23 protein-coding genes are annotated in these 25883 nt (G+C 71.5%); 13 read left to right on the top strand and 10 right to left on the bottom strand.

Translation table 11 applies throughout. The features are described from left to right. Positions 1-435: 435 nt before the first annotated feature. The 5 genes from ACSP50_RS04110 to ACSP50_RS04090 all read right to left on the bottom strand — a co-directional run bounded on the left by ACSP50_RS04110 (position 436) and on the right by ACSP50_RS04090 (position 5153). On the bottom strand, positions 436-1146 hold the full coding sequence (locus ACSP50_RS04110; RefSeq protein ID WP_014687890.1) for an ABC transporter permease subunit: 711 nt from the start codon (positions 1144-1146) through the stop codon (positions 436-438). Further along, positions 1146-2051 (bottom strand): ABC transporter ATP-binding protein, encoded by a 906-nt coding sequence (locus ACSP50_RS04105; RefSeq protein WP_085945624.1) that lies wholly within the window; start codon positions 2049-2051, stop codon positions 1146-1148. The genes ACSP50_RS04110 and ACSP50_RS04105 overlap by 1 nt, the downstream gene beginning before the upstream one ends. Positions 2052-2107: 56 nt before the next feature. Then, a complete protein-coding gene (locus ACSP50_RS04100) occupies positions 2108-2968 on the bottom strand; it encodes an ABC transporter permease (RefSeq protein ID WP_014687888.1) in 861 nt (286 codons plus the stop codon). After that, the gene (locus ACSP50_RS04095; protein ID WP_014687887.1) at positions 2961-3875 is read right to left on the bottom strand and encodes an ABC transporter ATP-binding protein; all 915 of its coding nucleotides are present in this window, start codon (positions 3873-3875) and stop codon (positions 2961-2963) included. The genes ACSP50_RS04100 and ACSP50_RS04095 overlap by 8 nt, the downstream gene beginning before the upstream one ends. A 96-nt stretch (positions 3876-3971) precedes the next feature. After that, positions 3972-5153 (bottom strand): glycosyl hydrolase, encoded by a 1182-nt coding sequence (locus ACSP50_RS04090; protein WP_052311871.1) that lies wholly within the window; start codon positions 5151-5153, stop codon positions 3972-3974. Positions 5154-5359: 206 nt separating this feature from the next. On the opposite strand from ACSP50_RS04090, the gene cysC reads away from it, so the two are divergent. The 8 genes from cysC to ACSP50_RS04050 all read left to right on the top strand — a co-directional run bounded on the left by cysC (position 5360) and on the right by ACSP50_RS04050 (position 15591). Continuing rightward, complete coding sequence (gene cysC, locus ACSP50_RS04085) at positions 5360-6880, top strand: adenylyl-sulfate kinase (RefSeq protein ID WP_014687885.1); 1521 nt, start codon at positions 5360-5362, stop codon at positions 6878-6880. A gap of 219 nt (positions 6881-7099) precedes the next feature. Continuing rightward, complete coding sequence (locus tag ACSP50_RS04080; RefSeq protein WP_014687884.1) at positions 7100-8821, top strand: Wzz/FepE/Etk N-terminal domain-containing protein; 1722 nt, start codon at positions 7100-7102, stop codon at positions 8819-8821. Next, complete coding sequence (locus ACSP50_RS04075; RefSeq protein WP_014687883.1) at positions 8818-10191, top strand: hypothetical protein; 1374 nt, start codon at positions 8818-8820, stop codon at positions 10189-10191. Before ACSP50_RS04080 ends, ACSP50_RS04075 begins: the two co-directional genes overlap by 4 nt. Next, entirely contained in the window at positions 10188-11426 is a 1239-nt protein-coding gene (locus ACSP50_RS04070) for a hypothetical protein (protein ID WP_014687882.1), read from the top strand. The genes ACSP50_RS04075 and ACSP50_RS04070 overlap by 4 nt, the downstream gene beginning before the upstream one ends. Next, positions 11426-12304 carry a sulfotransferase domain-containing protein gene (locus ACSP50_RS04065; RefSeq protein ID WP_014687881.1) on the top strand — a complete coding sequence of 293 codons (879 nt, stop codon included), beginning with the start codon at positions 11426-11428 and terminating at the stop codon, positions 12302-12304. The genes ACSP50_RS04070 and ACSP50_RS04065 overlap by 1 nt, the downstream gene beginning before the upstream one ends. After that, positions 12301-13857: a lipopolysaccharide biosynthesis protein gene (locus ACSP50_RS04060; RefSeq protein WP_231956861.1), complete on the top strand. Its 1557-nt coding sequence runs from the start codon at positions 12301-12303 to the stop codon at positions 13855-13857. Before ACSP50_RS04065 ends, ACSP50_RS04060 begins: the two co-directional genes overlap by 4 nt. After that, positions 13854-14591 carry an SAM-dependent methyltransferase gene (locus ACSP50_RS04055; protein WP_014687879.1) on the top strand — a complete coding sequence of 246 codons (738 nt, stop codon included), beginning with the start codon at positions 13854-13856 and terminating at the stop codon, positions 14589-14591. Before ACSP50_RS04060 ends, ACSP50_RS04055 begins: the two co-directional genes overlap by 4 nt. Further along, complete coding sequence (locus tag ACSP50_RS04050) at positions 14584-15591, top strand: glycosyl hydrolase (protein ID WP_014687878.1); 1008 nt, start codon at positions 14584-14586, stop codon at positions 15589-15591. Before ACSP50_RS04055 ends, ACSP50_RS04050 begins: the two co-directional genes overlap by 8 nt. Before the next feature lie 68 nt (positions 15592-15659). Here the strand turns inward: ACSP50_RS04050 and ACSP50_RS04045 are convergent, their stop codons facing one another. Continuing rightward, a complete protein-coding gene (locus ACSP50_RS04045) occupies positions 15660-16034 on the bottom strand; it encodes a VOC family protein (protein WP_014687877.1) in 375 nt (124 codons plus the stop codon). A 138-nt stretch (positions 16035-16172) separates the two neighbouring features. On the opposite strand from ACSP50_RS04045, the gene ACSP50_RS04040 reads away from it, so the two are divergent. After that, positions 16173-16712: a DUF4262 domain-containing protein gene (locus tag ACSP50_RS04040; protein ID WP_080128189.1), complete on the top strand. Its 540-nt coding sequence runs from the start codon at positions 16173-16175 to the stop codon at positions 16710-16712. Between the two features lie 312 nt (positions 16713-17024). Here ACSP50_RS04040 and ACSP50_RS43705 read toward each other — a convergent pair whose 3' ends face one another. Next, positions 17025-18263, bottom strand: a complete 1239-nt coding sequence (locus ACSP50_RS43705; protein WP_014687875.1) for a WecB/TagA/CpsF family glycosyltransferase — start codon at positions 18261-18263, stop codon at positions 17025-17027. Positions 18264-18325: 62 nt separating this feature from the next. On the opposite strand from ACSP50_RS43705, the gene ACSP50_RS04025 reads away from it, so the two are divergent. The 4 genes from ACSP50_RS04025 (at position 18326) to galT (ending at position 22128) form a co-directional block, all read left to right on the top strand. After that, on the top strand, positions 18326-19258 hold the full coding sequence (locus tag ACSP50_RS04025) for a sulfotransferase (protein WP_014687874.1): 933 nt from the start codon (positions 18326-18328) through the stop codon (positions 19256-19258). After that, complete coding sequence (locus ACSP50_RS04020) at positions 19255-20169, top strand: glycosyltransferase family A protein (protein ID WP_014687873.1); 915 nt, start codon at positions 19255-19257, stop codon at positions 20167-20169. Before ACSP50_RS04025 ends, ACSP50_RS04020 begins: the two co-directional genes overlap by 4 nt. Positions 20170-20260: 91 nt before the next feature. Continuing rightward, complete coding sequence (locus ACSP50_RS04015) at positions 20261-21037, top strand: DeoR/GlpR family DNA-binding transcription regulator (RefSeq protein WP_014687872.1); 777 nt, start codon at positions 20261-20263, stop codon at positions 21035-21037. Beyond that, entirely contained in the window at positions 21034-22128 is a 1095-nt protein-coding gene (gene galT / locus ACSP50_RS04010; protein ID WP_014687871.1) for a galactose-1-phosphate uridylyltransferase, read from the top strand. Before ACSP50_RS04015 ends, galT begins: the two co-directional genes overlap by 4 nt. Before the next feature lie 981 nt (positions 22129-23109). Here the strand turns inward: galT and ACSP50_RS04000 are convergent. The 3 genes from ACSP50_RS04000 to ACSP50_RS03990 all read right to left on the bottom strand — a co-directional run bounded on the left by ACSP50_RS04000 (position 23110) and on the right by ACSP50_RS03990 (position 25796). Beyond that, positions 23110-24324 (bottom strand): NADP-dependent isocitrate dehydrogenase, encoded by a 1215-nt coding sequence (locus tag ACSP50_RS04000; RefSeq protein WP_014687870.1) that lies wholly within the window; start codon positions 24322-24324, stop codon positions 23110-23112. A gap of 121 nt (positions 24325-24445) precedes the next feature. Then, on the bottom strand, positions 24446-25045 hold the full coding sequence (locus tag ACSP50_RS03995) for a pentapeptide repeat-containing protein (RefSeq protein ID WP_014687869.1): 600 nt from the start codon (positions 25043-25045) through the stop codon (positions 24446-24448). Positions 25046-25112: 67 nt separating this feature from the next. Continuing rightward, entirely contained in the window at positions 25113-25796 is a 684-nt protein-coding gene (locus ACSP50_RS03990; protein ID WP_014687868.1) for a hypothetical protein, read from the bottom strand. Between the last annotated feature and the right edge of the window lie 87 nt (positions 25797-25883).

Here is a 25883-nt window from a genome sequence, read left to right as displayed (position 1 = left end):
AAATCTCGGTGGCGCCGAACCTCAGCGACACTCGGCGCCGAGACTCGCGGACAAAACCAACCAGGCAACCCATGGTCCGGACCCTGTCCATCCCCACCGACAAGAAGGCCACGCTCGGTCGGCTCTCCCGGCGTCCGGCTCTGTCCGCGAGCCGCCGCTCTACGCCATTCCTCGGCAGGCCGGCGAGGCAGGCTGAGGGTGGGGAGGGCATGAGCGCGGGGGCTTGATTTTGATGTCCGGAACCGACCGCGGACAGTGAAGGGCCGCGGTGATCGTTATGGACGCGCAGCGGCCAGATCACCGTGGCCCGGCCCGCGCGGGAGCATGCGATCTGTACCCCGGCGGATGCGCGTATATCAAGAATTTGATCAAGAAGTTCGACCGCAACCGAAAGCGGCCCGGAAGCGAAAACGCCCGGGCCGCTTCTGCTGAAGATCAGCTGGTTTCGCCGGCGAGGCTGAAGGAGCCGAGGCGGTTGATGGCCAGGACCGTGCAGACCACCACGAAGATCGCGCTCATCACCGCGGCCGTGGTGACGCTGACCTTCGGGTCGAGGAACGTGGCGGGCTGCATCTTGTGGGCGATGGTGATGACGTACTGCTGGATGGACAGCACCCGGGTGCCGCTGAGGAATTTGCCGAGCAGGTTTTCCCAGATCAGGATGTAGACCAGGCCGAGCAGCACCGGGCGGCGGGTGAGCAGGCTGAGCAGCAGGAACAGCGCGGTGTAGGCGAAGGAGCCGACTACCGCGGCGAGGGCCAGGGCGGCGCCCAGTTTGGCGGAGTTGGCCAGCAGGCCGGTGAGGTACAGCGGGATCGCCGACGTCACGGCGGTGGCGAGCACCGCGACGACGAACTTGGCGAGGATGATCTCGCGGCGGGCCAGGGGCTTGGTCAGGATGTGGACCAGGGTGCCGTCGTCGACCTCGGAGCCGAGGACGCCGGTGCCGACGATCAGGGCGATCACCGGGAGGACGACGCCGAAGCCGAGGCCGATGACGACCGGCGAGCCCCAGTTGGTGACGTCGAGGTCGTTGGCCCGGCAGAGCGCCGCCAGGCCGATCAGGAGCAGGGGCAGGGGCAGCAGGAGCAGGGCCCGGCGACGGCCGAAGAGGCCGCGCGCCGTGATCAGGGCGACGGTCGACATCAGGCCTCCAGCAGGTAGGAGAAGACGCTCTCCAGGGACTCGTCGGACGGCACCAGCTGGTGCAGCCGGATTCCCTCGTCGAGGGCGATACGGGGCAGGTTGCGGGTGAAGTCGCCGTAGTCGGAGGCGCGGACGGTGAGCCCGCCGTTCTCGATCTCGATGCCGGCGACGGACTTCTCGGCGATCAGGGCGACCGCGAGGCGCCGGTCGTCGGAGCTGCGCACGGCGAACACGTGCGGCCGGTTCGTCATCAGCCGGCGGATCTTGCGGTAGTCGCCGGAGGCGGCGAGCCGGCCCGCGACGATCACCTGGACCAGCCCGGCGACCTGCTCGACCTCCTCCAGGATGTGCGAGCTGAACAGGATCGTGTGCCCGGTGTCGCCGAGTGAGTGCAGCAGCTGCATCATGTGCATCCGCTGCCGCGGGTCCATGCCGTTGAACGGCTCGTCGAGCAGCAGCACCCGCGGCTCGTGGACGAGGGCGGCGGCCACCCGGGTGCGCTGGCGCATGCCCTTGGAGAAGGTGCCGATCCGGCGGTTCGCCGCGTCGGTCATCTCGACGAGCTCCAGGGCGCGGCGGGCGGCGCCGGCCGGGTCGCGCAGTTTCTGCATCTTGGCGCAGGCCAGCACGAACTGCTCGGCGGTCAGGAAGGAGTGCACCGCCTCGCGCTCGGTGACCAGGCCGAGGTCGCGGTAGACGCCCGGGTTGCGCCAGGTCGGGGTGCCGTCGATGGTGACGGTGCCCTTGGACGGGGCGAGGAAGCCGGCCATCATGTGCAGGATCGTGGTCTTGCCGGCGCCGTTCGGGCCGAGCAGGCCGGTCACGCCGGAGCCGAGCGACATGGTGATGTCGTTGACCGCCACGACGTTGCCGTACCAGCGGGACACGCCCTGCAGGTCGACCACGCCGGGGGTGGCCGCCGCGGCGGGTGCGGCGGGCGCCGTGGGCTGGGTTTCGAGGGTCACAGCGCGGCCACCTTCCGGTAGCGGGCGAGCAGGAGCAGGAGGCAGGCGGCGATCAGGCAGAGCGCCTCGATGCCGTAGATCGGGCCGAACCGCCCGAGATCGAAGTCGATGCTGGTGTCGAACAGCCAGTGGCCGACGCCCGCGATCAGGGTGTTCGGGCTGGCCAGGAACGCCAGCTGCCGGGCGTTGCTGGAGGGCAGGTTGGCCAGCACCCCGACGACCGGGGTGGTCATCAGGAAGACCGCGACGATACCGCCGGCGGCGAACGCCTGCTTGCCGGTGAACGAGGCGATGAGCAGGCCGATGCTGGTGAACAGCAGCGCCCAGAGCAGGCTGTAGCCCCAGCCGGGGAGCAGCTTGAGGACTTCGTGCCAGACCCCGGACATGCCCTTCTTGGTGGTGAAGGCGGAGCCCAGGAACATGATCAGCTGCGGGACGCCGAGCAGCAGCCAGACCGCGGTGACCATGGCCAGGAACTTGGCGAGCACGTAGTCGGCGGCGCGCAGCGGGCGGCTGAAGTACAGCGGCAGGGTGCCCGAGCGGATGTCCCGGGAGACCAGGGCCGGTGCCAGGATCGCGACGAAGAAGATGATCATCCAGCTGAGCTGGTCGTCGAGGTCGGCGTAGCCGAAACTGAACTCGGTCACCTGCGACTTGACCGCGGCGATGATGATCGCGAACAGCAGCGCCACACCGGCGACCATCCACGGAAAGATCTTGGCCTTGGCGGACCGGCCGAACCCGAACGCGGCACGCAGGCCGTGGACGTAGAGTGCCCCGATCCCGGCGGAGCGGCCCAGGCGTGGCCCGGAGTACCGCTGATAGCCGATGTCATGGATGACGCCGGTCTCAGACATCGGCGGTCTCCTTCGCGGTGAAGAGCTCGGCGACACGGTGCCGGCGCTGGTCCAGGCGGTGCAGGTTGAGTTCGAGGTCGGTCACCGCGCGCAGGATCCGGTCGTACGCCTCGTCGGAGTCCATCGGGACGAGCAGCATCCGGTTCTCCCGGGTGACCCGCAGGCCGGCCTCGGTGAGCCGGGCGGCGAGCTGGTCGGTGCCCTCGGTGACCTCGACCGCCAGCACGTCGGAGGCGGCGGTCATCGAGGAGATCCGGTCGGCACGCAGCAGTCGGCCGCCCTGGATGGCGATCAGCGAGTCGCAGATCCGCTCGACCTCGCCGAGTAGGTGCGAGCAGACCACCACGGAGATGCCGAACTCGGTGCCGATCCGGTGGATCAGGGCGAGCATGGCGTCCCGGCCGGCCGGGTCCAGGCCGTTGGTGGGTTCGTCGAGCAGCAGCAGGTCGGGGTCGTGGACCAGCGCCTGGGCCAGCTTGACCCGCTGCTTCATGCCGGTCGAGTAGCCGCCGATCTGCCGGTACCGCTCCTCGTAGAGGCCGACGTGGCGCAGCGCCTCGGAGGCGCGCTCGCGGGCCGCGGTGCGGGGCAGGCCGCTCATCCGGCCGAGGTGGGTGACGAATTCGGCGGCCGACACGTCCGGCGGCAGGCAGTCGTTCTCCGGCATGTAACCGACCCGGGCCCGCACCTTGTCGGTGTCGACGACCGGGTCGATGTCGAAGACGCGAACCGAACCGGCGCTGGGAGTGATCAGGCCGAGCATGATTTTGATGAACGTGCTCTTGCCGGCGCCGTTGGCGCCGACAAGGCCGATGACGCCGGGCTCGACCGAGACGGTCAGGTCGGACAGGGCGGTCACCCCGCCCCCGTACGTCTTGGTGAGCGCTTGAGTAGCGATGATGTTCACGGCCTCAGCCTAGAAACCCATCGCACCCGTGCGGATCCGGAAGGACCCTGAGGCCATCTCAGGGTCCCTCAGCTTGTTCACAGGTTTGTGGAGACCTCAGCGGACCGCGACCTGGAAGACCGGAAGCCGGCCCAGCTTGCGATATTCGCGCAGGGCGGCCGGGGTGCAGTCCACCGACGAGTCCTGGCCCTTCTGGTTGGCCGGTGTCTCGAAGTGCACCATCGCCTTGATCGCCGGGAAATGCCCGATCTGCTGGCCCACCTCGCGGTAGAACGCGGCCATGTGCCCGGGGTGGCGTTTGCTGAACCACACCCCCCACTCGGCGACCATCAGCGGTTTGCGGGGGTGGGCGGCGCGCACCCAGTTGTAGAAGCCGGGCCAGCGCGGCTTGAGCGCGGAGCGCCGGTTGAGCAGCTCGGCGAAGTCGCCGTGGCCGTAACCGGGGTCGCTGTACGAGTACGTGTCGAACCCGATCCAGTCGACCACCGAGTCCCCCGGGTACATGTCGGTGAACCAGCTCTTTGTGGTGTGCGGCACGTACGCCATGTGCACCAGCACGGTGACCACGTTCGTCGCGCCGTGGGCCCGCAGCCGCCGCACCACGTGCCGGAACATCGCCGCGTAGTCCTTCGCGGTGTACCCCGACCCGGGACGTTCCCGGACCTGGTCCTCGGCCTCGTGGTGGATCGCGAAGAAGAACGGCTCCCGGAAGTCGCGGTGCAGGTGCACCGCGAGCTGGTCGAGGAACGCGTCGGTACGCCGGTCGCCGCGCGCGATCGCCGCCCAGGAGGCGCTCTCCGGCTTCCAGTTGAGCAGCAGGATCCGCTTCTTGCCGGGCTGCCGGGCGATCGCGATCTCCTGCGGCGTCGGGAACAGCTGCCGGATCCCGTGGTGGTAGGCGTGGAAGATGGCCTGCTGCCGCCCGGTCTTGCGCTCGAACTCGGCGAGCGCCTCGGCCCCGTGGTCGTCGGTGCGCGCACCGGGCGCCACCCCCCACAGGATGCCGCAGGTGGGCACCAGCAGCCGGCCGGTGGTGCAGGTCCGGTGGACGGCGGCCCGGGCCGGGAAGCTCCCGGTCAGCGGGCTGTCGGCGCCGCTGAGCACGGCCTGGCGGAGCCGGGCGGAGCCGGGCGGCGCGGGGTCGGCCGCGGTGCCGGCCGTCGTGCCCGGGTGTGGGCCGGCCGGTGCGGCGGAGACCACCGGGTCGCCGGCGGGCAGCCGGCCGAGTTGCTCCACGCCGCCGGTCCAGGCCCAGGCCAGAGTGACCGCCACGGCCATCGTGAAGGCGGTGCCGAACGCGGCAGAACGTAAGGTCTGTCTCACAATCGCCCTATATTAGGGGATCCTCCGATAAAGTCCAAAAAGTCAGCAATCATCCGTTAGCGGGTATAGCGGCGGGACAGCGAGATCGTGAGCCCGCCTCGACCGGTTCGAATCGGGCTGCGAAACTGTCACCCAAGTCGGCCGGCAAGGGGATAACAACGGTGAGTGGCTCGGTACTGCCCGAAGACGTCCTCCGGGACGCACCCTCGTTCGCGCCGCGCCCGTACGAGCTGGCCGATCTCGAACTGCTGCTCTCCGGGGCGTACGCGCCGCTGACCGGATTCCTGGTCCGCGCCGACCTGGTCGCGCTGGCCCGCACCGGGCGACTGGCCGACGGCACCCCGTGGCCGGTCGCGGTGACCCTGGAGATCCCGCTCGACCTCGCCGAGCGCCTGAACCCGGCCGACCCGGCACGGCGCACCGTGGTGCTGACCGACCTGGAGGGCGCGCCGATCGCCGCGATCGAGGCGCGCGACGTCTGGCGGATCGCCGACAACCGGTACGGCGTGGGCGGCCCGGTGCAGCGGATGGGCGACGGCGGGCACGGCCCGTTCCAGCGTCTGCGCCGCTCCCCGGCCGAGGTCAAGGCGCTGCTGCCACCGGGCCGGGTGCTCGGCGTGATCGCCGACCGGCCGCTGCACCGCCCGCAGCTCGCCCAGATCGCGCACGCCGCCCGCACCCTCGCGGCCCACCTGCTGATCATGATTCCGGTGAGCGGGCACGGGCCGGACGGCCTACCGCCCGAGGCACTGGTCCGGGCGGTCTTCGCGGCCCGCGACCGGATGCCCCCGGCCACCGTGGTCGCGGTCCCGCTGATGCCGCACGGCGACGAGATGCGCGACGCGCTGCTGCGCTCCCGGGTCGCCGCGGCGTACGGCGTGACCCACGTGCTCTCCACCGGCGAGTCGCTCTCCGGAGCCGGGCTGCGGGTACTGGTGCCGCGCGAACTCGCCTACGACAACCGGGACGGCCAGTGGCGCTGGCGCGACGACATCCCGCCGCGCAACCGCCGGCTGGCGATGACCCCGGACGAGATCGACGACCTGCTGGACCGCGGTTTCCCGCTGCCCGAGTGGCACACCCCGCCGGCGGTCGCCAAGGAACTGGCCCGGGTCCGGCCGCCGCGCCGGCACCGCGGCCTGGTGCTGTTCTTCACCGGCCTGTCCGGCTCCGGCAAGTCGACGATCGCCCGCAACCTGGCCGACGCGCTGCGGGAGACCGGCGAGCGCACGGTCACCCTGCTCGACGGCGACGTGGTGCGCCGGGAGCTGACCGCCGGGCTGGGCTTCAGCAAGGCCGACCGGGACCGCAACGTGCGCCGGATCGGCTGGGTCGCCGCCGAGGTCGGCCGGCACCGCGGGATGGCGGTCGCCTGCCCGATCGCGCCGTACGAGGCGGCCCGCACCGCGGTGCGCCGGATGGCGGCCGAGGCGGGCGCCGGGTTCCTGCTCGTCCACGTGGCCACCCCGCTGGAGGTCTGCGAGCGACGGGACCGTAAGGGCCTGTACGCGCGGGCCCGGGCCGGTCAGCTGCGCGGCATGACCGGGATCGACGACCCGTACGAGGAGCCGCTGGACGCCGAACTGACCATCGACACCAGCACGATGTCGGTGGCCGAAGCGGTCGAGATGGTCCTCGGCTACCTGGTCGAGAACGGCTGGGTGGAGCCCAAGCTGAGCTGACCGGCGTCGCGCCCCTTGCCGCTGACGTCGAGAGCCGCAGAAGACCAGGGCTTCGCCTGGCCTTTCTCGGTCCTCTCGACGTCAGCGGGCGCAATGCGTGGTGGTTTCACCAACCCTGCGAGGCATGGGGTCGAGCTGACCCATCACTCGCGGCTGGGAGTGGGCGTTAGCCCTTGGGGCGAAACGCCCAAAATCCTCCTCGAAAGGCCGCGGAAACCGATGGAAGCGTCACGCCCACCGTCCTCCGATGTCGCGCACTACCTGGGCGCGGTTCGCCGGCACTGGTGGATCGCCCTGGTGGCCACGGCCGCCGGCCTGGGCGTGGGCGCCGCCGTCACGCACTCGCTCCCGCGCGTCTACGAGTCCTCGTCGTCGGTCCTGGTCCAGTCGGTCGACCAGGACGTGAACGCGCAGGGTGGCCGCACCAAGGGCGCGGTCAACCTGGACACCGAGGCCCAGCTGGTCGGTTCCGGCGCGGTCGCCGCCAAGGCCGCCGCGCTGATGCGCACCACGGTGTCGCCGCTGGAGCTGGCGCATTCGGTGTCGGTGCAGGTACCGGCGAACACCACGGTTCTGGTGATCACTTTCCAGGCGGACACCCCGATGAAGGCCCAGGCCGGTTCGCACGCGTTCGCCGAGGCCTACCTGCGCAACCGTGAGGAGACCGCACGCGGCCTGCTGGACAAGCAGATCGCCTCACTGAACCTGAAGGTCAAGCAGCTCACCACGGCGCTCACCGGGATCAACGCCAAGCTGGCCGACGCCCGGCCGGGCAGTTCCGCGGAGAGCAACCTGCAGAGTCTGCGCAGCAACTCGCAGAACCAGCTGAACAGCCTCACCGGCCGGCTCAACGAGCTGACCACCACCACGGTCGGCGCCGGCGCGATCATCAGCGACGCCCGGCTGCCGGACACCCCGTCCAGCCCGAACACGCTGCTGGACATCGCCACCGGCGGAATGATCGGGCTGCTGCTCGGGCTGGCCCTGGCGTACCTGCGGGAGCGGTTCGACCGGCGCCTGGTGACCGCGGCCGACGTGCGTGACCGCGGCCGGGTCGCGGTGCTGGCCACGCTCGACGAGCGGACCACGCCGCACTTCGACGACGTGCTGCAGCCGTACGGGCCGGGCGGCCGCGTCTTCAACCGCCTGCGCAACGAGGTGCTGGCCAGCCTCGACCCGCACGACCGGGTGATCGTGGTGACCGGGACCAGCCGCGGCTCGGCGAGCACGCTGGTCGCGGCGAACCTGGCGGCCGCCCTGGCCCGCACCGGCAGCGACGTGGTGCTGATCGGCGCGCACCTGCCGGACAGCGTGGTGGACGCCGCGCCACTGGCCCGGATGCTCGGGGTCGCCCCGGTGCCCGGCCTGTCCGAGATGCTGGCCGGCCGGGTGTCGCTGAGCCGGGTGCTGCAGCACACCGCCCGGATCCCGGCGCTGCGGGTGATCACCACCGGCGGCGCGGCGACCGCGGCCGGGCTGATCCAGTCGCAGCGGCTGCGCGACACCCTGGAGGCGCTGCGCCGGCAGGGCGGGTACGTGGTGATCGAGGCCCCGTCGACCAGCAGCAGCGCCGACGCGCAGAGCCTGGCCAGCCTCGCCGACGCGGCGATCCTCGCGGTCGAGCTGCGCCGCACCCGCCGGCCGGCCCTGGTCGACGCGACCGAGCAGCTGCAGCGGGTCGGCACCCGGCTGCTCGGCGCGGTGGTGCTGCCCCGGCTCAACGTCAAGCACACCGCCGAGCCGGCCGCCGCGCCCGCGGTGACCCTGCCGCCGACCGGCACCGAGCCGGTCGTCGAGGAGGCCACCCAGCAGCTGTCGGCACTCAAGGACCGCGGTGAGCCGGTCTCGGCCACGGTCCGGCAGCGGCCGGCCGACGGCGACACCGGCGAGCAGACCTCGGTTGTCGAAGGCTCGGGCGCCACGGACGGCGACGAGAAGTGATCACGGTCGTCCCGGCGGCGCCGCCCGCCGGACCGGCCCAGCACCGGGCCGGTAAGGACCTCAGCCTGCCGGCCTGGCCGGTGACCGGGATCCTGCTGCTCTACCCGCTCTGGTGGGCGCTCGGCCTGGGCGTGCTGATCTTCCCGCTGGTCGCCGCGCCGATGCTGTTCCTGCTGATCCGCCGCCGGGCCGCGGGCCGCCCACTGCGCCTGCCACCGGGCTTCACCTGGTGGGTGGTGTTCCTGGTCGCGGTGGTGGTGAGCATCGCCGCACTGGGCGCCGACCCGGCGCAGACCGTGGTCGAGCGGGCCGTCGGCCGGCTGCCCGCGGTGCTCTACAAGCTGGCCATGTACCTCTCGCTGACCGTGCTGCTGGTCTACGCCGGGAACCTGACCGAGCGGGAGCTGCCGCGGCGGCGGATGGTCCGGCTGCTGGCCGGCATGTTCGTGCTGACCGTGCTGGGCGGGCTGCTCGGCATGGTGGCCGGGCACTTCGAGTTCACCTCGCCGGTCGAGTGGCTGCTGCCGCAGGGGGTGCGCAGCAAGGGCTTCGTCCGGTCGCTGGTCCACCCGTACGCCGCGCAGATCATGGACATCGTCGGCGGTGACGCCCCGCGTCCGGCCGCCCCCTGGGGGTACACCAACACCTGGGGCAACAACTTCTGCCTGCTGGTGCCGTGGCTGCTGGTGGCCGCGGCGGCCGCGCGCAGCCGGGGCCGGCGCGCCGTGCTGTGGGTGTTCCTGCTGGTCTCGATCGTGCCGGCGGTCGTCTCGCTGAACCGCGGCCTGTGGATCGGCCTGGGGATCATCGGCGGGTACGCCGCGGTCCGCTACGTGCTGGCCGGCAAGTTGTGGGTGCTCGGCGTGCTGCTGGTGGCGGGCGGGGCGCTCGCGGTGGCGCTGGCGGCCACCCCGCTGGGCACCACCGTGCAGGCCCGGCTGGACAACGGCAAGTCGAACGGGGTCCGCTCGTTCCTGATCGAGCGGGCCATGGCCGGGTTCACCGGTTCGCCGGTGATCGGGTACGGGGGCACCCGCAACACCCTCGGCGGCCGCAACTCGATCACGGTCGGCGAGAGCTCGGAGTGCGAGCGCTGCGGCAACTTCACGATCGGCGGCAACGGGCAGCTGTGGCAGCTGCTGTATTCGCACGGCGCGGTGGGCACCGCGGGCTACCTGGGCTTCTTCGCGTACGGGCTGTGGCGGTTCCGCCGGGACCGGACCCCGATCGGGGTGGCCGGCAGCGCCGCGCTGGTCAGCTCGTTCTCCGCGATGCTCTGGTACAACTCGCTGGTCACCCCCCTGGCTTTCATGGTTCTGGCGTACGCGCTGCTCTGGCGCAACTGGATCGAGGGGAACGACGACAATTGAGTCCGGTCAAAACGGCGCCAGCCGAGCTCACGGCGGGCGACGCCGCACTGCGTACCCAGTATCTGACCGAGGTCATGGCGCTGCTCTATCCGCCGCCGTGCCGCCCCGCCCGCGAGGACGACGGTGCGGGCAACACGATCGTGGAATACCTGGTGGTGCCGAACGCGCACCGCCCCCGCCTGCTGGTGCCGAACACCTCCGCCGCGGTCGCCGCGGCCGCGGTCCGCCGGTACGCCGAGCCGCAGTCCCGGATGGCCCGGTTCAAGCGGGACGCCGTGGTGGCCGCGGTCCGCACCCGGACCGACCGGCTGGTCTTCCGCGACCGGATCCGGGTCTCCGGCCCGGTGTCGGCCAGCATCGACGGCTACCTCAGCGACGCGCTGCGGCGCGACCTGTCGGTCAGCGTCCACATCGGCCCGGCCCGGGCCAACCGCAAACCGGTGCTGCAGTTGCTCACCCCGGACGGCGAGACCTTCGCGTTCGGCAAGATCGGTGCCGGGCCGCTCACCCAGCGCCTGGTCAAGGCGGAGACCGCGGCGCTGAACGCGATCGGCTCCAGCGGACTGACCAAGCTGACCATCCCCCGGGTGATGCACGCCGGGCAGTGGCGCGGCATGCAGGTGCTGGTCCAGTCGGCACTGCCGGTGTGGCTGCCGCGCGCGCCGCTGACCCCGCGCCGGCTCACCGCCGCCATGCTGGACATCGCCGGATGCTGCGGCTACACCACCGGACCGCTGACCCAGAGCTCTTACTGGCACGAGCTGCGGGCCCGGCTGGCCGCGGTCTCCGACCGGGCCGAGGGCGCCGCGCTGTCCGCCGCGGTCGACCTGCTCGCCGCGCACAGCGGCGAGCACACCCTGCGCTACGGCGCCTGGCACGGCGACTGGGCCCCGTGGAACATGGCCAACCTCACCGACGCGCTGCTCGTCTGGGACTGGGAGCGGTTCGCCACCGGGGTTCCGCTCGGCTTCGACGCGGTGCATCACGAGCTGCAGAGACGGATCCAGACCAGCGGTGACGCGCGGGGTGCGGTGGAGGCCACCGTGCGCCGGGCCGACGAGCTGCTCGCGCCGTTCGGGGTGGCCGCGGTGGCCCGCGAGACGACCGCCCTGCTCTACCTGGTCGACCTGGCCGTGCGCTACCTGACCGACCGCCAGGCCGAGGCGGGCGCCCGGCTGGGCGTGCTCGGTACCTGGCTGCTGCCGGTGCTCATCCGGCGTGTTGAGGAGCTGTGATGAACGTCCGCAATCTGCCCGCGCCGATGAAGGCGGTGGTGCACCTGGGCTCCCGCTCGTACGGCCGGCTCACCGCCGACCACCGGATGCTGCCGTCCTTCCTGATCTGCGGCGGGCAGCGGTGCGGCACCACCTCGTTGTACCGGGCGCTGGCCGCACATCCGGTGGTGCTCAAGGCGGTGCTCCACAAGGGCGTGCACTACTTCGACACGTCGTACCACCGCGGGCTCGACTGGTATCGCGCGCATTTCCCGGCGCGGCGGGCGGCCGAGAAGATCGCCGAGCGGTTCGGGGTGCCGGCACAGACCTTCGAGTCCAGTCCGTACTACATGTACCACCCCCAGGCGGTGGCCCGGATCGCGCGGGACCTGCCGTACGCCAGGATCGTGGTTCTGGTGCGCGATCCGGTGGAGCGCGCCTACTCACAGCATCACCACGAGGTGGCGCGGGGTTTCGAGACCGAGCGTGACTTCGGTGCGGCGATGGCGCTGGAGCCGGCCCGCCTGCACCGGCAGGAGGAACGGCTGGCCGACGACCCGGCGTACTACAGCTTCGCGCACCAGCACCACGCCTACCGGGGGCGCGGCGAATACGCCCGGTATCTGAGCGTGATGGCGCAGCACGTCGGCCGGGAACGCATCCACGTGGTGGAGAGCGAACGGTTCTTCAGCGACCCGGAGCCGGTGTACGACGAGGTCTGCCACTTCCTCGGGCTGCCACCGCACCTGGAACGACCGGCCTTCGAGCGGCACAACGCCCGCCCCCGGCAGGCCGACATGGACCCGCAGCTGCGCCGGGAACTGGGCGCCTACTACCAGTCCCACGACGAGGCGCTGGCCGGCTGGCTGGGGCACACGCCGATCTGGCGCCGCGGGTGACGGCCGGCCCGCTGACCGACCCGGCGCCACCGCGGGCCGATCCGGGCCGGGGCACTCGCGGCGCGGCCCGTGGCGGACTCGCCAACATGGCCGGATCGGCACTGGCCGGAGGCGCCGGCGTGATCGTCACCTGGGTGGTGGCGCGTCGCCTCGGCACCGACGAGGCGGGCGCGTTCTTCTCCGCCACCGCAGCGTTCGTGCTGGCCGGCGGGCTGGCCAAGCTGGGCACCAACACCGGGCTGGTCTACTGGCCGGCCCGGTTGCGGGCCACCGGGCGTGCTCACCTGCTCGGCACCTGCCTGCGTACCGGCCTCGTCCCGGTCTTCGTGTTCTCGCTGATCCTCGCGGTGGCGGTGTGGGCCGGCGCGCCGCAGATCGCCCGGGTCACCGCGCACGACTCGGCCGGTGCGTACCTCACCGGTTTGCGGGTGTTGGCCGTCTTCATCCCGCTGCAGGCACTCACCGACGTGCTGCTGACGATCACTCGTGGGTACCGCTCGATGCGCCCCACCGTGCTGCTGGACCGGACGCTGCGCAGCGCACTGCAATTGCTCGGGGTCGGTGCGGCCGGCCTCCTGGCGGCAGCTTCGCTGCCGGTCTTCGCGCTGGCCTGGGCCGCTCCCTACCTCCCGGTGACCCTGTTTGCGGCGTACGCGGTGAGGCGGCTCTACCTGACCGGACGCCCCGCCGCGGCGGCCAGCCGACGGGCCGAACGCCGGCAGCTGCACCGGGAATTCTGGCGGTTCACCGCACCGCGCGCGCTGGCCGCCGTGGCCCAGCTCGCCCTGCAACGGGTCGACGTGCTGCTGGTCGCCGCGCTGGGCGGCCTCGGGCCGGCCGCCGTCTACGCGGTCGCCGGCCGGTTCGTGATCCTGATCCAGTTCGCCAACCAGGGCATCTCCCAGTCCGTGCAGCCCCGGCTGGCCGAGGCGCTGAGCATCGGCGACCGGGACGCCGCGAATCGCCTGTACCAGGTGGCCACCGGCTGGCTGGTGCTGATCACCTGGCCGGTCAGCCTGCTCGTCATCCTGTTCGCGCCGTACTACCTCCGTGTCTTCGGCGCCGGGTACACGGCCGGCACCCCGGTGGTCCGGCTGCTCGCGGCGGCCATGCTGGTCGCCACCGGCTGCGGCATGGTCGACATGGTCTTGTCGATGGCCGGGCGCACCTCGCTGAACCTCGGCAACGTGCTGATCGCCCTGGTCGTCACGATCGGCCTGGACGTGGTGCTGATCCCCCGGTACGGCGCGATGGGGGCCGCCGTGGGCCTGGCCGGCGCGATCGTCGCCAACAATCTGCTGCCGCTGATCCAGGTGTTCCGCGGCGCCCGCCTGCATCCGTTCGGCCCGGGCACCCGGGCCGCCGCGCTGCTCTCGACCGGCTGCTTCGGCCTGCTGCCCCGGGCGGTGACCGCCCTGCTCGGGGACGGCCCGGCCGGACTGGCGCCGGCCGTCGCGGCAGCCGTGCCGGCCTTCGCCGCCGGCGCCTGGCTGCTCCGGGGCCGGCTCGAACTCGGCGCGTTCACCCGACGAAAGACCCAGGAGGCGAGTTGACCAGCGATTACACCGAGGTGTTCCAGGACACCGAGGCGGTCGAGAAGTACGAGTCGATCACGTACGCGCCGGACAGTTACGCGTCCCGCATCAACGACCGGCAGCGCGACTACCTGCGTGCCCTGGTCCGCCGCGAATTCGAGGGTCAGCACCCGCCGGTCCAGCACGACTTCGCCTGCGGCACCGGGCGGGCCATCCGCACCCTGCACGGCCTGGTCCGGGAAGCGCACGGATACGACACGTCGGCCGAGATGATGACGAAAGCGGCCGAGGTCGGCTCCCGCGCGTACTGGCACCGGGTGTCGATCGACGGACCGGTCCCGGCGCCGGTCGCGGCCGGCTTCCCGGCCATCGTGACCATCTTCCGGCTGCTGCTCAACGTGGACGACACGGTCCGCGACCGGGCGCTCGCCTTCGCCGCGAAAGCCCTGCCGCACCGCGGCTCCGGCCTGCTCGTCGTCGAGAATCACGGCAACGCCGGCTCCGTCCGGCACCTGCGGGCCCGGCGGCACCAGGGCGAACGCTGGTTCGCCGAGCTCTCCCACGAGGAGGTCGCGGCGCTGCTCGACCGGCACGGCTTCGAGATCGTCGAACGGCGCGGCTTCTCCATGCTCACCCCGTCCCTGCACGACAACCGGCTGGCCCGGCTCGCCGACGCGGCCGCCCGGCGGCTGCCCGGCACCGACGGTTACGCGGTGAACGTGCTGTACACGGCGCGGCGGGTCCATGCGTAGGGCCGGGCTCGGCGGGGTGCTCGTCGGCGTACTCCTCATCCTGTCCGCCTGCAGTGGCAGCCACCGCGGGAATCCCGCGCCGCCGCCGTCGCCGGACCTGACCGCGCGGCCGCCGGCCATCGCGGTGCAGGACGGTCCGTTCGCCGCCGGACCGTTCACGCCTCCGGCGACGGGGGCGTACGTCGGCGCCTGGATCAAGCCGGACCAGCTCACCCACATCGGGCGCCTGGAAGCGGTCGACACGTTGGAGGCGTCGCTGGGTCGCCGGCTCGACATCCTGAACACGTATCGTCGCTTCGACCAGATGGTCGGGACCGAATCCGATCAGGAGTTCCTGGCTCAGGGGCAGTCGCTGATGATCAGCTGGGCGACCGGCGACAACCGGTCCATCCTGGACGGCGAACACGACCGGCTGATCCGGCAGCAGGCCGAGGCGATCCGGAGGATCGGGCGGCCGGTGCTGCTCCGGATGCGCTGGGAGATGGACCGGCCCAACCTGCGGGCCACCATGTGGTCCGGCGCCGACTACATCGCGGCGTGGAAGTACGTGCGGGCGATCTTCCAGCGGGAGCACGCGGACAACGTGTCCTGGGTGTGGTGCCCGACCGCCGAAGGCTTCCAGCGCGGGGATGCCCAGCAGTTCTACCCGGGCGACGATCAGGTGGACTGGACCTGCGTGGACGTTTACGCCGGCGCCGACTTCCAGCCGATCGGGCAACTCATGGGGCCCTTCCTGCAGTGGGCGGCACAACGGCCGAAACCGATCATCATCGGGGAGTTCGGGGTGGCGAAAGCCTGGGGATCCGCGAACCGGGCGGCGTGGCTGCGCGACGCGGAACGCACCTTCAAGGCGAACCGGCAGATCAAAGCGGTCGCCTATTTCGAGTCGGACCCGACGGGGAACGGGCCCAACCAGCAGTTCCAGCTGAGCGGGGACAAGGCGGCTTTCAAGGCGTTCCACGCGCTCGCCAAGGATCCCTACTTCAACGTCGGGCGCTGAGGGGTTTTCGGGACCGCTCTCCGGCCGCGGCTTGCTCTCCGGCCGCGGCCTGCTCTCCGGCCGCGGCATCAACTCCGGATGGGCTCCAGGAACTCCAGCCGGTTTCCGTGGCCGTCGGCGGAGTAGAGGCGGTGGTGGCCCGGGAAGTGCGGATCCCGCTCGACCGGGTGGCCGGCCGAGGTCAGGACCTCGGCCAGGGCGTCGAGATCGCGGACGAGGACGCCGGGGTGAGCCTTGGTGGCCGGGGCGAAATCGGGGACCGGGCTGAGGTGGACCTCCCAGCCGCCGGCGCGGAACCAGCAACCGCCCCGGGCGGCCAGGACCGGGGGCTTGACGATCTCGGCCATGCCGAGGACGCCGCTGTAGAAGGCGCGGGCCACCGGTTCGCCGCCGGGCGGGATCAGGAGCTGGACGTGGTGCAGGTCGTCGATGCGGAAGGTCATGCGAAGACTTTAACAGTACGCTCGTACTGCTAACGAGTCCCGGAAAAGTGTCGTACATGTGTTCCATAGTGAGGCTCAGTGGTGCCGGCCCCGTCCGGCGCCCCGCTGTCCGTCAGCACCGAGCCAGGGGGCCCCGCGATGTCCGACTTCTTCCGTGAGCAGACCGAGATCATCCAGCAGTTCGGCTGGGCCGTGGTGCATGTGGTGCCCACCGACGAGGAAGCGGCCGACGACGTGGCGCCGTTCGCCTACACGGTCGGGCTGACCGCCGACAGCCACCCGGAGCTGATCATCGCCGGGCTGCCGCCCGACCTGGCCCACCAGCTGCTCAACGAGCTGGCCGGGCGGGTGCACGAGGAGGGCGCCCGGTTCCGGCACGGGCGACGGGTGACCGATCTGATCGTCGAGCAGGACGTGGTGCTGCTGAACGGGTCGCCGACCGCGGAACTGTGGCCGGGCGCCGCCCTCGCGCGGTATGGGCGGCGGGTCCGCCTGCAACAGCTGGTCTGGCCCGACCCGGGAAACCGGTTCCCCTGGCAGGCGGGGTATTCGGATGCCGACCACGCCCAGCCGCTGATCGACGCGCCGCCGGCCACGATGGTCCGTTGCGGTTCGCCGCGCGGGTTGGCCGGCCCGCGCGGGCGGCGTTCCGTCACCCGCCGCGGCCCGATCCCCTGACGCACGACCGCGGGCGGTCGGTCCTTCCGGGCGGTCCCGGGCGGGGGTCCCGGGCGGTCCCGGGCGGGGGTCCCGGGCGGTCCCGGGCGGGGGTCCCGGGCGGGCGACTACGGGCGAGCGGGGCCGTCGGGCGACTCCCGGCGAGCGGGGCCGTCGGGCGACTCCCGGCGAGCGGGGCCGTCGGGCGACTCCCGGCGAGCGGGGCCGTCGGGCGACTCCCGGCGAGCGGGGCCGTCGGGCGACTCCCGGCGAGCGGGGCCGTCGCGGACGGGCGACCTCGGGCGGGCGGTGCAGGCGCTCCGGGATGGCGGGTCAGGCGCGGCGGGAGCGGCGGCGAGCTCGGGCCCGGGCCAGGAGGCGGAGGGCATATGGAGCGTCGTGGCGCAGATAGCGGCGGGCCAGGCGGCGAGGTTCGGTGGTGAGGCGGTGGGCCCATTCGAGGCCGGTGCGTTGCATCCAGCGCGGGGCGCGGTGGATGTCGCCGGCGACGAAGTTGATGGCGGCGCCGCAACCGACGAACCAGGTGGCCGGGAGGTCGCGGCGGAGGCGTTCGATGACCTGTTCCTGCCTGGGGAAACCCAGGCCGACGAAGACCAGGTCCGGCTGGGCGGCGGTGACCCGGGCGCAGACCTCGGCGTAGGTGTTCTCGTCGTCGTCGAAACCGAAAGGGGGGCTGAGCGCGCCGGCGATCCGCAGGCCGGGGTTCGCGGTGGCGAGGCGCACCGCGGCCCGGACCGCGCCGGACGCCCGCACGTCCCGGACCGTGACGCCGGTGGCGGGCGCGGACCCCCGGCCGCCGACGATCGGGGCTTCCGCGGCCGGGTCGGCCGGCACGATATCGCCCGACGTCGGCGCGGCAGGCGGGCGCCGAGTGACGGACTCGGCGACCGGGACATTCGCCGTCCAGGTTTCGCCGGAGAGGGAGTTCCAGACCAGCGTTTCGGTGGCGGGGGCGGCAGCGGTCCCCGGAGCCGAGAAGTCGCGGTCCGGGGCGCCGGAAGGCGCGCGATCGCAAAGGACGGCAAACGGGCGGCCCGGGGCAGTGGACGATGCGCGGTCGGGGGTGGCGGAAAACGAACGGTCGCCGGGGGCGGCGGACGCGCGGTCCGGGGTGGTGAACGAGGCCGGGTCGCGGAGAGCGGCGAGCGCGCGGTCCGGGGAGGACGAGGCCGGGCCGGGGAGGGCGTGCAGGGTTCGCGGGGTGGGGGTGCCGCCGAGGATGAAGATGGAGCGGGTGTCGCGGCCCAGGCCCTCGGAGAGGGTCCAGATCAGGCTGCTGCCGGCCACCCGCTCGGGCAGGGGGACGCCGCCGAGGCGGCTGGCCCAGATCAGGGGCATGCCGTCGGCCACGATCAGGTCGGCGTCGTCGAGGTGGCGGCGGGCGGCCGGGTCTTCGGCGGCGCGGCGCAGGATGTCGACGTTCGGGGTGATGATGCGGCCGCCGCGGCCGTGCGAGAGGGCGTCGCGGACGACCGCCACCACCTCGTCCTCGGTGATCCGGTCGATGCCGGTGCCACCCAGGTGCACGCGGTCGAAAGCCTCGATAACCACCTGACGCCTCCTTTTGCCTGCTTCACTCGTTACCAGAGCGAAACGATTGAAGGCGGGCCAAAGTGGCACAAGTGCTATTTCTGGGCGGATTAGGGCGAAGCGGCACGACGCTCGTGGAACGCCTGCTCGGTGAGCTGCCCGGGGTCTGCGCGCTCGGTGAGGTCGTCCACCTGTGGCAGCGCGATCTACGCGACGACGAACGCTGCGGGTGCGGGGAGCGGTTCTCCGGCTGCGACTTCTGGAAACGGGTGGGCAAGCACGCCTTCGACGGCTGGAACAACGTCGACGTGGACCGGGTGCACGCGTTGCGGGACGCGGTGGAGCGAACCCGGCACATCCCGCGGCTGGCCGCGACCACCCACCCGGGCGCCGCGGTGCGGGAGTACGCCGGCTACTACGCCAAGGTGTACGCCGCGGCCGCCGAGGTGTCCGGCGCCGACCTGGTCGTCGACTCGTCCAAGCATTCCGCCCTGGCGCACGTGCTGCGCGCGGCCGGCCAGGTGGATCTGCGGGTGCTGCACGTGGTCCGGGACGCGCGCGGCGTCGCGTACTCCTGGACCAAGCGGGTGGCCCGCCCGGAGACCGACGGCGCGCAGGAGATGACCCGCTACTCCCCCGGCCGGTCGGCGCTGCTCTGGAACGCGCACAACGCCGCTTTCGGGCTGCTGGCCCGCCGCGGTGTGCCGGTCCGCCGGATCCGCTACGAGGAGTTCCTGGCCGACCCGCGGGCCGCGCTGATCCGGCTGGCCGATTTCGCCGGGCTCACCCTGCACCCCGAGGACCTGGACTTCCTGCGCCCGGGGCACGCCGACCTGCGGGCCGGGCACAGCGCGGCCGGCAACCCGATGCGGTTCACCGTGGGCCGGCTGCCGCTGCGGCACGACGACGCGTGGGTCCGCGCCCTGCCGACCGTGCAGCGCCGCCTGGTCGGCGCGGTGTGCGCGCCGATGCTCCGCGCGTACGGCTACCCCCTGAACCCGCAGGAGTCACGATGAACTGGCCGTCGGTCGGGGTCGTCATCCCCACTCGGAACCGCCCCGAGCTGGTCCGACGGTCGATCGCCGCGGTGCGCGCCCAGAAATATCCGGGTGAGCTTCGGGTGGTCGTCGTCTACGACCAGACCGAGCCGGATTACCTGCTGGCGCAGACCGACGGCGTACCGGTGCTGGTGTTGACGAATTGGCGGGCCGCCGGCCTGGCCGGCGCCCGGAACACCGGGGTGCTGGCCCTGGACACCGAGCTGGTGGCGTTCTGTGACGACGACGACCGCTGGCTGCCGGACAAGCTGCGTCGCCAGGTGGCCGCGCTGCTGGCCGAGCCGGACGCCGAATTCGCCACCTGCGCCATCGAGGTGGAGTTCGAGGGGCACACCACGCCGCGGCTGGCCGGCCGGAGCCGGGTGACGGTCGACGACCTGGCCCGGTCCCGGATGGCGATGCTGCATTCGTCATCGTTCCTGATCCGCCGGGAGGCGCTGGCCGAGGACGCGGTGGGCCTGGTCGCCGAGGATGCGCCGGGCAGCCAGAACGAGGATTGGGATCTTCTGCTCAGGGCGGCGCGCCGCTCGCCGATCGTGCATCTGGACGAGCCGTTGGTGCAGGTGCTGTGGGGCCGGAGTTCGCACTACGCGTACGAGTACGCCACCAAGATCTCCTCGCTGCGCTGGATGATGCAGCGGCACCCGGAGATCAGTGGCTGCCGCCCGGGGGCCGCCCGGGTGTACGGACAGCTCGCCTGCTGGTCGGCGGCGACCGGAAACCGCAGCCAGGCCTGGCAGTTCAGCAAGGAGGCGGTGCGGGCGAACTGGAAGGAACCCCGGACCGCGATCGCGCTGGCCGCGATGACCGGAGCGGTGAAGGTGGAGAATGTGCTTTCAGCGCTGCACAAGCGAGGACGTGGTATCTGAAGTCACTCTTTCGCGCACACCCGAGCAGGCGGTACTGTTCAAGTGTGTTTGAATTAGTGCGGAACCCACGGCAGAAGATGGTGGATTGCTGATGTTGGCCCAGCAACGCCAAGCCGCGATCCTCGACCGGGTCCGCGCCACCGGCGGCGTCCGGGTCAGCGAGCTCGCCACCGAGTACGGCGTCTCCGACATGACCATCCGCCGCGACCTGGAAGCCCTGGCCGACCGCGGGCTGCTCGCGAAGGTACACGGCGGTGCGACCACGGTCAGCCCCGGTTCCGCACACGAGCCGGGCTTCGCCGCCAAGTCGGTCCGCCAGCGCGACGAGAAAGCCGCGATCGCGGCCCGGGGCGCCGCCCTGGTCTCGCCCGGCGACGCGATCGCCCTCTCGGCCGGCACCACCACCGCGGTGCTCGCGCAGCGGCTGGTCGACGTGCCGTCGCTGACCGTGGTGACCAACTCGATCCCGGTCGCCGACGTCTTCTACCGCGCCGGCCGGCCCGACCAGACCGTGGTGTTGACCGGCGGCACCCGCACCCCGTCCGACGCGCTCGTCGGCCCGGTCGCGGTGGCCGCGATCGGCACCCTGCACCTGGACATGCTGTTCCTCGGCGTGCACGGGATGAGTGAGCGGGCCGGCTACACCACCCCCAACCTGATGGAGGCGGATGTCAACCGCGCCCTGGTCGAGGCGGCCGAGCGTCTGGTCGTGCTCGCCGACAGCACCAAGTGGGGCACGGTCGGCATCTCGTCGATCGTCCCGCTGGAGCGGGCCGACGTGCTGATCACCGACGACGGCCTGGACACCGCCACCCGCACCCTGCTCACCGAAACCGTTCCTGAACTCGTGGTGGTGAACCCCCAGTGACGTTCTTCCGCTCGACCGTCGCACTCTCCGACGGGCGCGAGCTCATCTACTTCGACGAGAAGGCCGATTCCAGCCGCTCGGCGTTCCCGGACACCCGCGAGCTGCCACCACCGCCGCCGGCGTCCCAGTTGCGGTACGACCCGCTGGTCGACGAGTGGGTGGCGGTCGCCGCGCACCGGCAGACCCGCACCTTCCTGCCGCCGTCCGACGCCTGCCCGCTGTGCCCGAGCTCGTCGCGGTTCGCCAGCGAGGTCCCGGCGCCGGACTACGACGTCGTGGTTTTCGAGAACCAGTTCCCGTCGTTCAGCTACCGCGAGGTGCCGGGCGGCGACATCACCGAGCTGACCGACATGGTGCCGGTCAAGCCGGGGCTGGGCCGCTGCGAGGTGGTCTGCTTCACCAGCGACCACAACAGCTCGTTCGGTGCGCTGCCGCCGGCCCGGGTGCGCACCGTGATCGACGCGCTGGCCGACCGGACCACCGAGATGTCCGCGCTGCCGGGCGTCGCCCAGGTCTTCCCGTTCGAGAACCGGGGCGTCGAGATCGGGGTGACACTGCACCACCCGCACGGGCAGATCTACGCGTACCCGATGGTGCCGCCGCGCACCGCCGCCATGCTGCGGGCCGCCGCCAAGCACGCGGAGCGGACCGGCGGGCGCAACCTTTACGCCGACGTTCTCGCCGCCGAGCAGGAGGCGAAGGTCCGGGTGGTCGCCGCCAACGAGCTGTGGACGGCGTACGTGCCGGCCGCCGCCCGCTGGCCGTTCGAGGTGCAGATCGCCCCGCACCGACAGGTCCCCGACCTGCCCGCGCTCACCGACGAGGAACGCGACGCGCTCGCCCCGCTCTACCTCGATGTGCTGCGCCGGTTCGACGGATTGTTCGGCAAGCCGATGCCCTACATCTCGGCCTGGCACCAGGCCGTCGTCGGCGAGGGCCGCGACCTCGGCTACCTGCACCTGCAGATCTTCAGCATCCGCCGGGCCGCCGACAAACTGAAGTTCCTGGCCGGCTCGGAGTCGGCGATGGGCGCCTTCGTCAGCGACGTCGTCCCGGAGAAGGCCGCGCAGCTGCTGCGCGACGCCGGCTGACCCCGGCCCTTCACCGCGGCCCGCCACCACGGCCTCAGCGCGGCCTGCCACCGCGGCTTCTCACCGCGGCCCGCCACCACGGCCTCAGCGCGGCCTGCCCCACCGCGGCTTCTCACCGCGGCCTGCCACCGCGGCTTCTCACCGCGGCCCGTTCCTCCGAACGGGCCGCGCTTGCATTTCCGCAGACCGCAGACGCCGAAGTAGGAACGCCAGACAACCCAGCGGAGGTCGCGGACGCTGAGACGCGAAGGGAGAGCCAGGGCGGCCACGGGCGGCGAGCCGCGAACCGAAGAGCCAGTGGGGCATGGACACGGAGATGTGATCCGAAGAGCCGGCGGGGGTTCGGGCGCCGGACGGGAACGGTGGGGGTGCGGGTGGCGAAAAAGGGACCAGCGGGGGCCCGGGACAAGGCCCCCGCTGAAGGGGACGGCGAGCGGCGTACCCAAGTCCGCCACCCGCACCACTCAGAGAAACGAGGCCACATACCCCGCGGTTACGATCCGAAACATCCGATTTGCGAAGTTTTTCGTCCGCTTAACGAGCACTCAAAACCAACCGCTCATTTAGTACGTCGCCAGCCGCATCCGTCCGGCCCCATCTTGGCTCGTCGCACACCGCAGCCAGGCGCCAGCACCGCGGGCACGGCGGGCACGGCGAGGCAGCGGGCACGGCGAGGGCAGCGGGCAGGGGCAGCCGGCACGGCGGGGGCAGCGGGCAGGGGCAGCCGGCACGGCGGGGGCAGCGGGCACGGCGAGGCAGCGGGCAGGGGCAGCCGGCACGGCGGGGGCAGCGGGCACGGCGAGGCAGCGGGCAGGGGCAGCCGGCACGGCGAGGGCAGCGGGCAGCGGGCAGCGGCACGGCGGGCTTGGACAACGCGTACCGCCACATTGGATTTGATCTTGGAAATGGATCGGGGGAAGAGGCTCGGCCGGCCCCCTCCCCCACGGAAGTGCGGTGATGCTGTGATGCTGTGGTGCGAAATCAGGCGAGCTTACGCGCCAGGTTCTCGTCGAGCGCGTTCATGAACTCGTCGGTCGACAGCCACGGCGCGTCCTTGCTGATCAGCAGCGCGAGGTCCTTGGTCATCTGACCGCCCTCGACGGTCTCGATGCAGACCTGCTCCAGAGCCTCGGCGAACTGGGTGACCTCCGGCGTCCCATCCAGCTTGCCGCGGTGCTTGAGCCCGCCCGTCCACGCGAAGATCGACGCGATCGGGTTGGTCGACGTCTTCTCGCCCTTCTGCCACTGCCGGTAGTGCCGGGTGACCGTGCCGTGCGCCGCCTCGGCCTCGACGGTCTGGCCGTCCGGGGTCATCAGCACCGACGTCATCAGGCCGAGCGAGCCGAAGCCCTGCGCGACCGTGTCCGACTGCACGTCACCGTCGTAGTTCTTGCACGCCCAGACGTAGCCGCCCTCCCACTTGAGCGCGGCCGCGACCATGTCGTCGATCAGCCGGTGCTCGTAGGTGATCCCGGCCTCCTTGAACTGGTCGGCGAACTCGGTCTCGAAGATCTCCGCGAACAGGTCCTTGAAGCGGCCGTCGTACGCCTTCAGGATGGTGTTCTTGGTGGACAGGTAGACCGGGTAGTTGCGGGCCAGGCCGTAGCGCAGCGAGGCGCGCGCGAAGTCGCGGATCGACTCGTCGAAGTTGTACATGGCCATGCCGACGCCGCCGGCCGGGAAGTCGGCCACGTGCATCTCGATCGGCGCGGAACCGTCCTCCGGGGTGAAGGTGACGGTCATCTTGCCCTTGCTGGGCGCCACGAAGTCGCTGGCCTTGTACTGGTCGCCGTGGGCGTGACGGCCGATGACGATCGGCTTGGTCCAGCCGGGTACCAGCCGGGGCACGTTCTTCATGATGATCGGCTCACGGAAGACGACGCCGCCGAGGATGTTGCGGATCGTGCCGTTCGGCGACCGCCACATCTTCTTCAGGCCGAACTCCTGCACCCGCGCCTCGTCCGGGGTGATGGTGGCGCACTTGACGCCGACGCCGTGCCGCTTGATCGCGTTCGCCGCGTCGATCGTCACCTGGTCGTCGGTCTCGTCCCGGTACTGGATGCCGAGGTCGTAGTACTCGAGGTTGACGTCGAGGTAGGGCTGGATCAGCTGCTCCCGGATCTGCTTCCAGATGATCCGGGTCATCTCGTCGCCGTCGATCTCCACGACCGGGTTCTTGACCTTGATTTTCGCCATCGGCCGGCGCTCCTCTCCCGAAAACACGCTTAGCAGTACGAGCGTACTGCCCACTCGCGGGACCGCGCCGCGCGCCCCCGAACTGGTGATCTGCCTCTACCATCCCAGGCGCGAGCACCGCTCAGCTGACGATCGCACCATAGGCCCTGGTGAAGTGCACGGCCTGGGCCAGGTTCAGTTTCGCCCCGGTCACGTCGACGCCGCGCAGCGGTGCGCCGTCCAGGTCGGCGCCGCGCAGGTCGGCCCCCTTCAGCACGGCACCGGCCAGCCGCACGTTCGACAGGTCAGCGCCGCGCAGGTCGGTCCTGGTGAGATCCGCCCCACTCAGGTCGGCCTCGCGGAGCCGGACCGCGCCGAACCTGACACCGGACAGGTTCTGCCCTTGCAGGCTGACGAAACCCCAGTCGCCGCCGTGCACGGTGAGGGGCCGCAGCCCGCAGTCGTCGAAGGTGCTGCCGGTCAGCTTGCAGTCGTCGAAGGTGGTGCCGAAGAACGAGCAGCGACGCAGCGTGGACTGCAGGAGCGCGGTCCGCTCGAAGACCGCCGCGTTGAAGCGGCAGTTGCCGAACTCACACCGCTCGAAGGTGCACGCGGTGAAGGTGGACTCGCTCCAGTCGACGTCATGGAACACACAGTCCTCGAAGTGGACCCGTTCCCGCTCGTCGAGCGCCCAGTCCGCACCGGAGAACCGCTCACCGGCGACGTGCCGTGCTTCGTTCATCCGCCCACCCTGCCAGAAGAAGGCGGTGCCGGGCAGCGCACCCGGGTCCGGCCGAGCGACCGCCCGCCTACTCCGCCAGGCCGCGGTTCCGCATCTGCTGGAGGTGATCCAGAATCTCCGCGAAATTCGAGGACCGCTTCGGGGCAGCCGCCACGATGCAATCCAGCGGAGTCGTCTCGAAGCGGCTCACCGCGATCGAGCCGAACGAGGGCAGCTCGGCCGGATCGACCGCTTCGACGACGTGCCGGCGCAGCAGGAACTGGGTCTCCGGATCCCGCCGGACCAGCTCGCCCGGCACATAGTGCAGTTGTGCGGAGGTGAACTCGGCCGCCGAGATGTCCAGCGCCCAGTCCACGTCCCGGTAGAACCGCTGGATCGCGATCATGAACGCCTCGCGCACCTCGGCGGGCAGCGACGGATTCGGCGGCATGATGAACCATCTGCCCACCCGGCCCCGCAGGGTGACGTGCCGCAACGCGCACCCGTGGAGATTGAGCGAACCGCTCATGGTCACCCCGTCGACCAGCACGTCCTCCAACCGGACGCCCTGGATCGACGATTGCCTGCACACGCAACGGGTCAGCCTCGCGTCCCGGACCACCAGATTCAGGCCCGGATCGTCGAACTGCGCCAGGCTGGAACCGTCGAACTCGCACCGGACCAGGTGGAAGCCCGCCAGCGTCCGATGACTGCCGATGCTCTTGACCCTCGAGAAGTCCCGCTTCTCGATCAGCTCAGCGTCACTCACCATCGGCCTCGACCACCATCTTCCTGGCCGAGCGCACAGCCGGCCGCACTGCCGCGATCGGGGTGGACAGCGAGAGGCCGGGACGCCGTC

This window comes from Actinoplanes sp. SE50/110, assembly GCF_900119315.1.
In the GTDB taxonomy this organism is placed as follows: Bacteria; Actinomycetota; Actinomycetes; order Mycobacteriales; family Micromonosporaceae; genus Actinoplanes.
The sequence above is the reverse complement of the archived record's forward strand: the minus strand, read 5'-3'. Positions and strand labels throughout refer to the sequence as shown.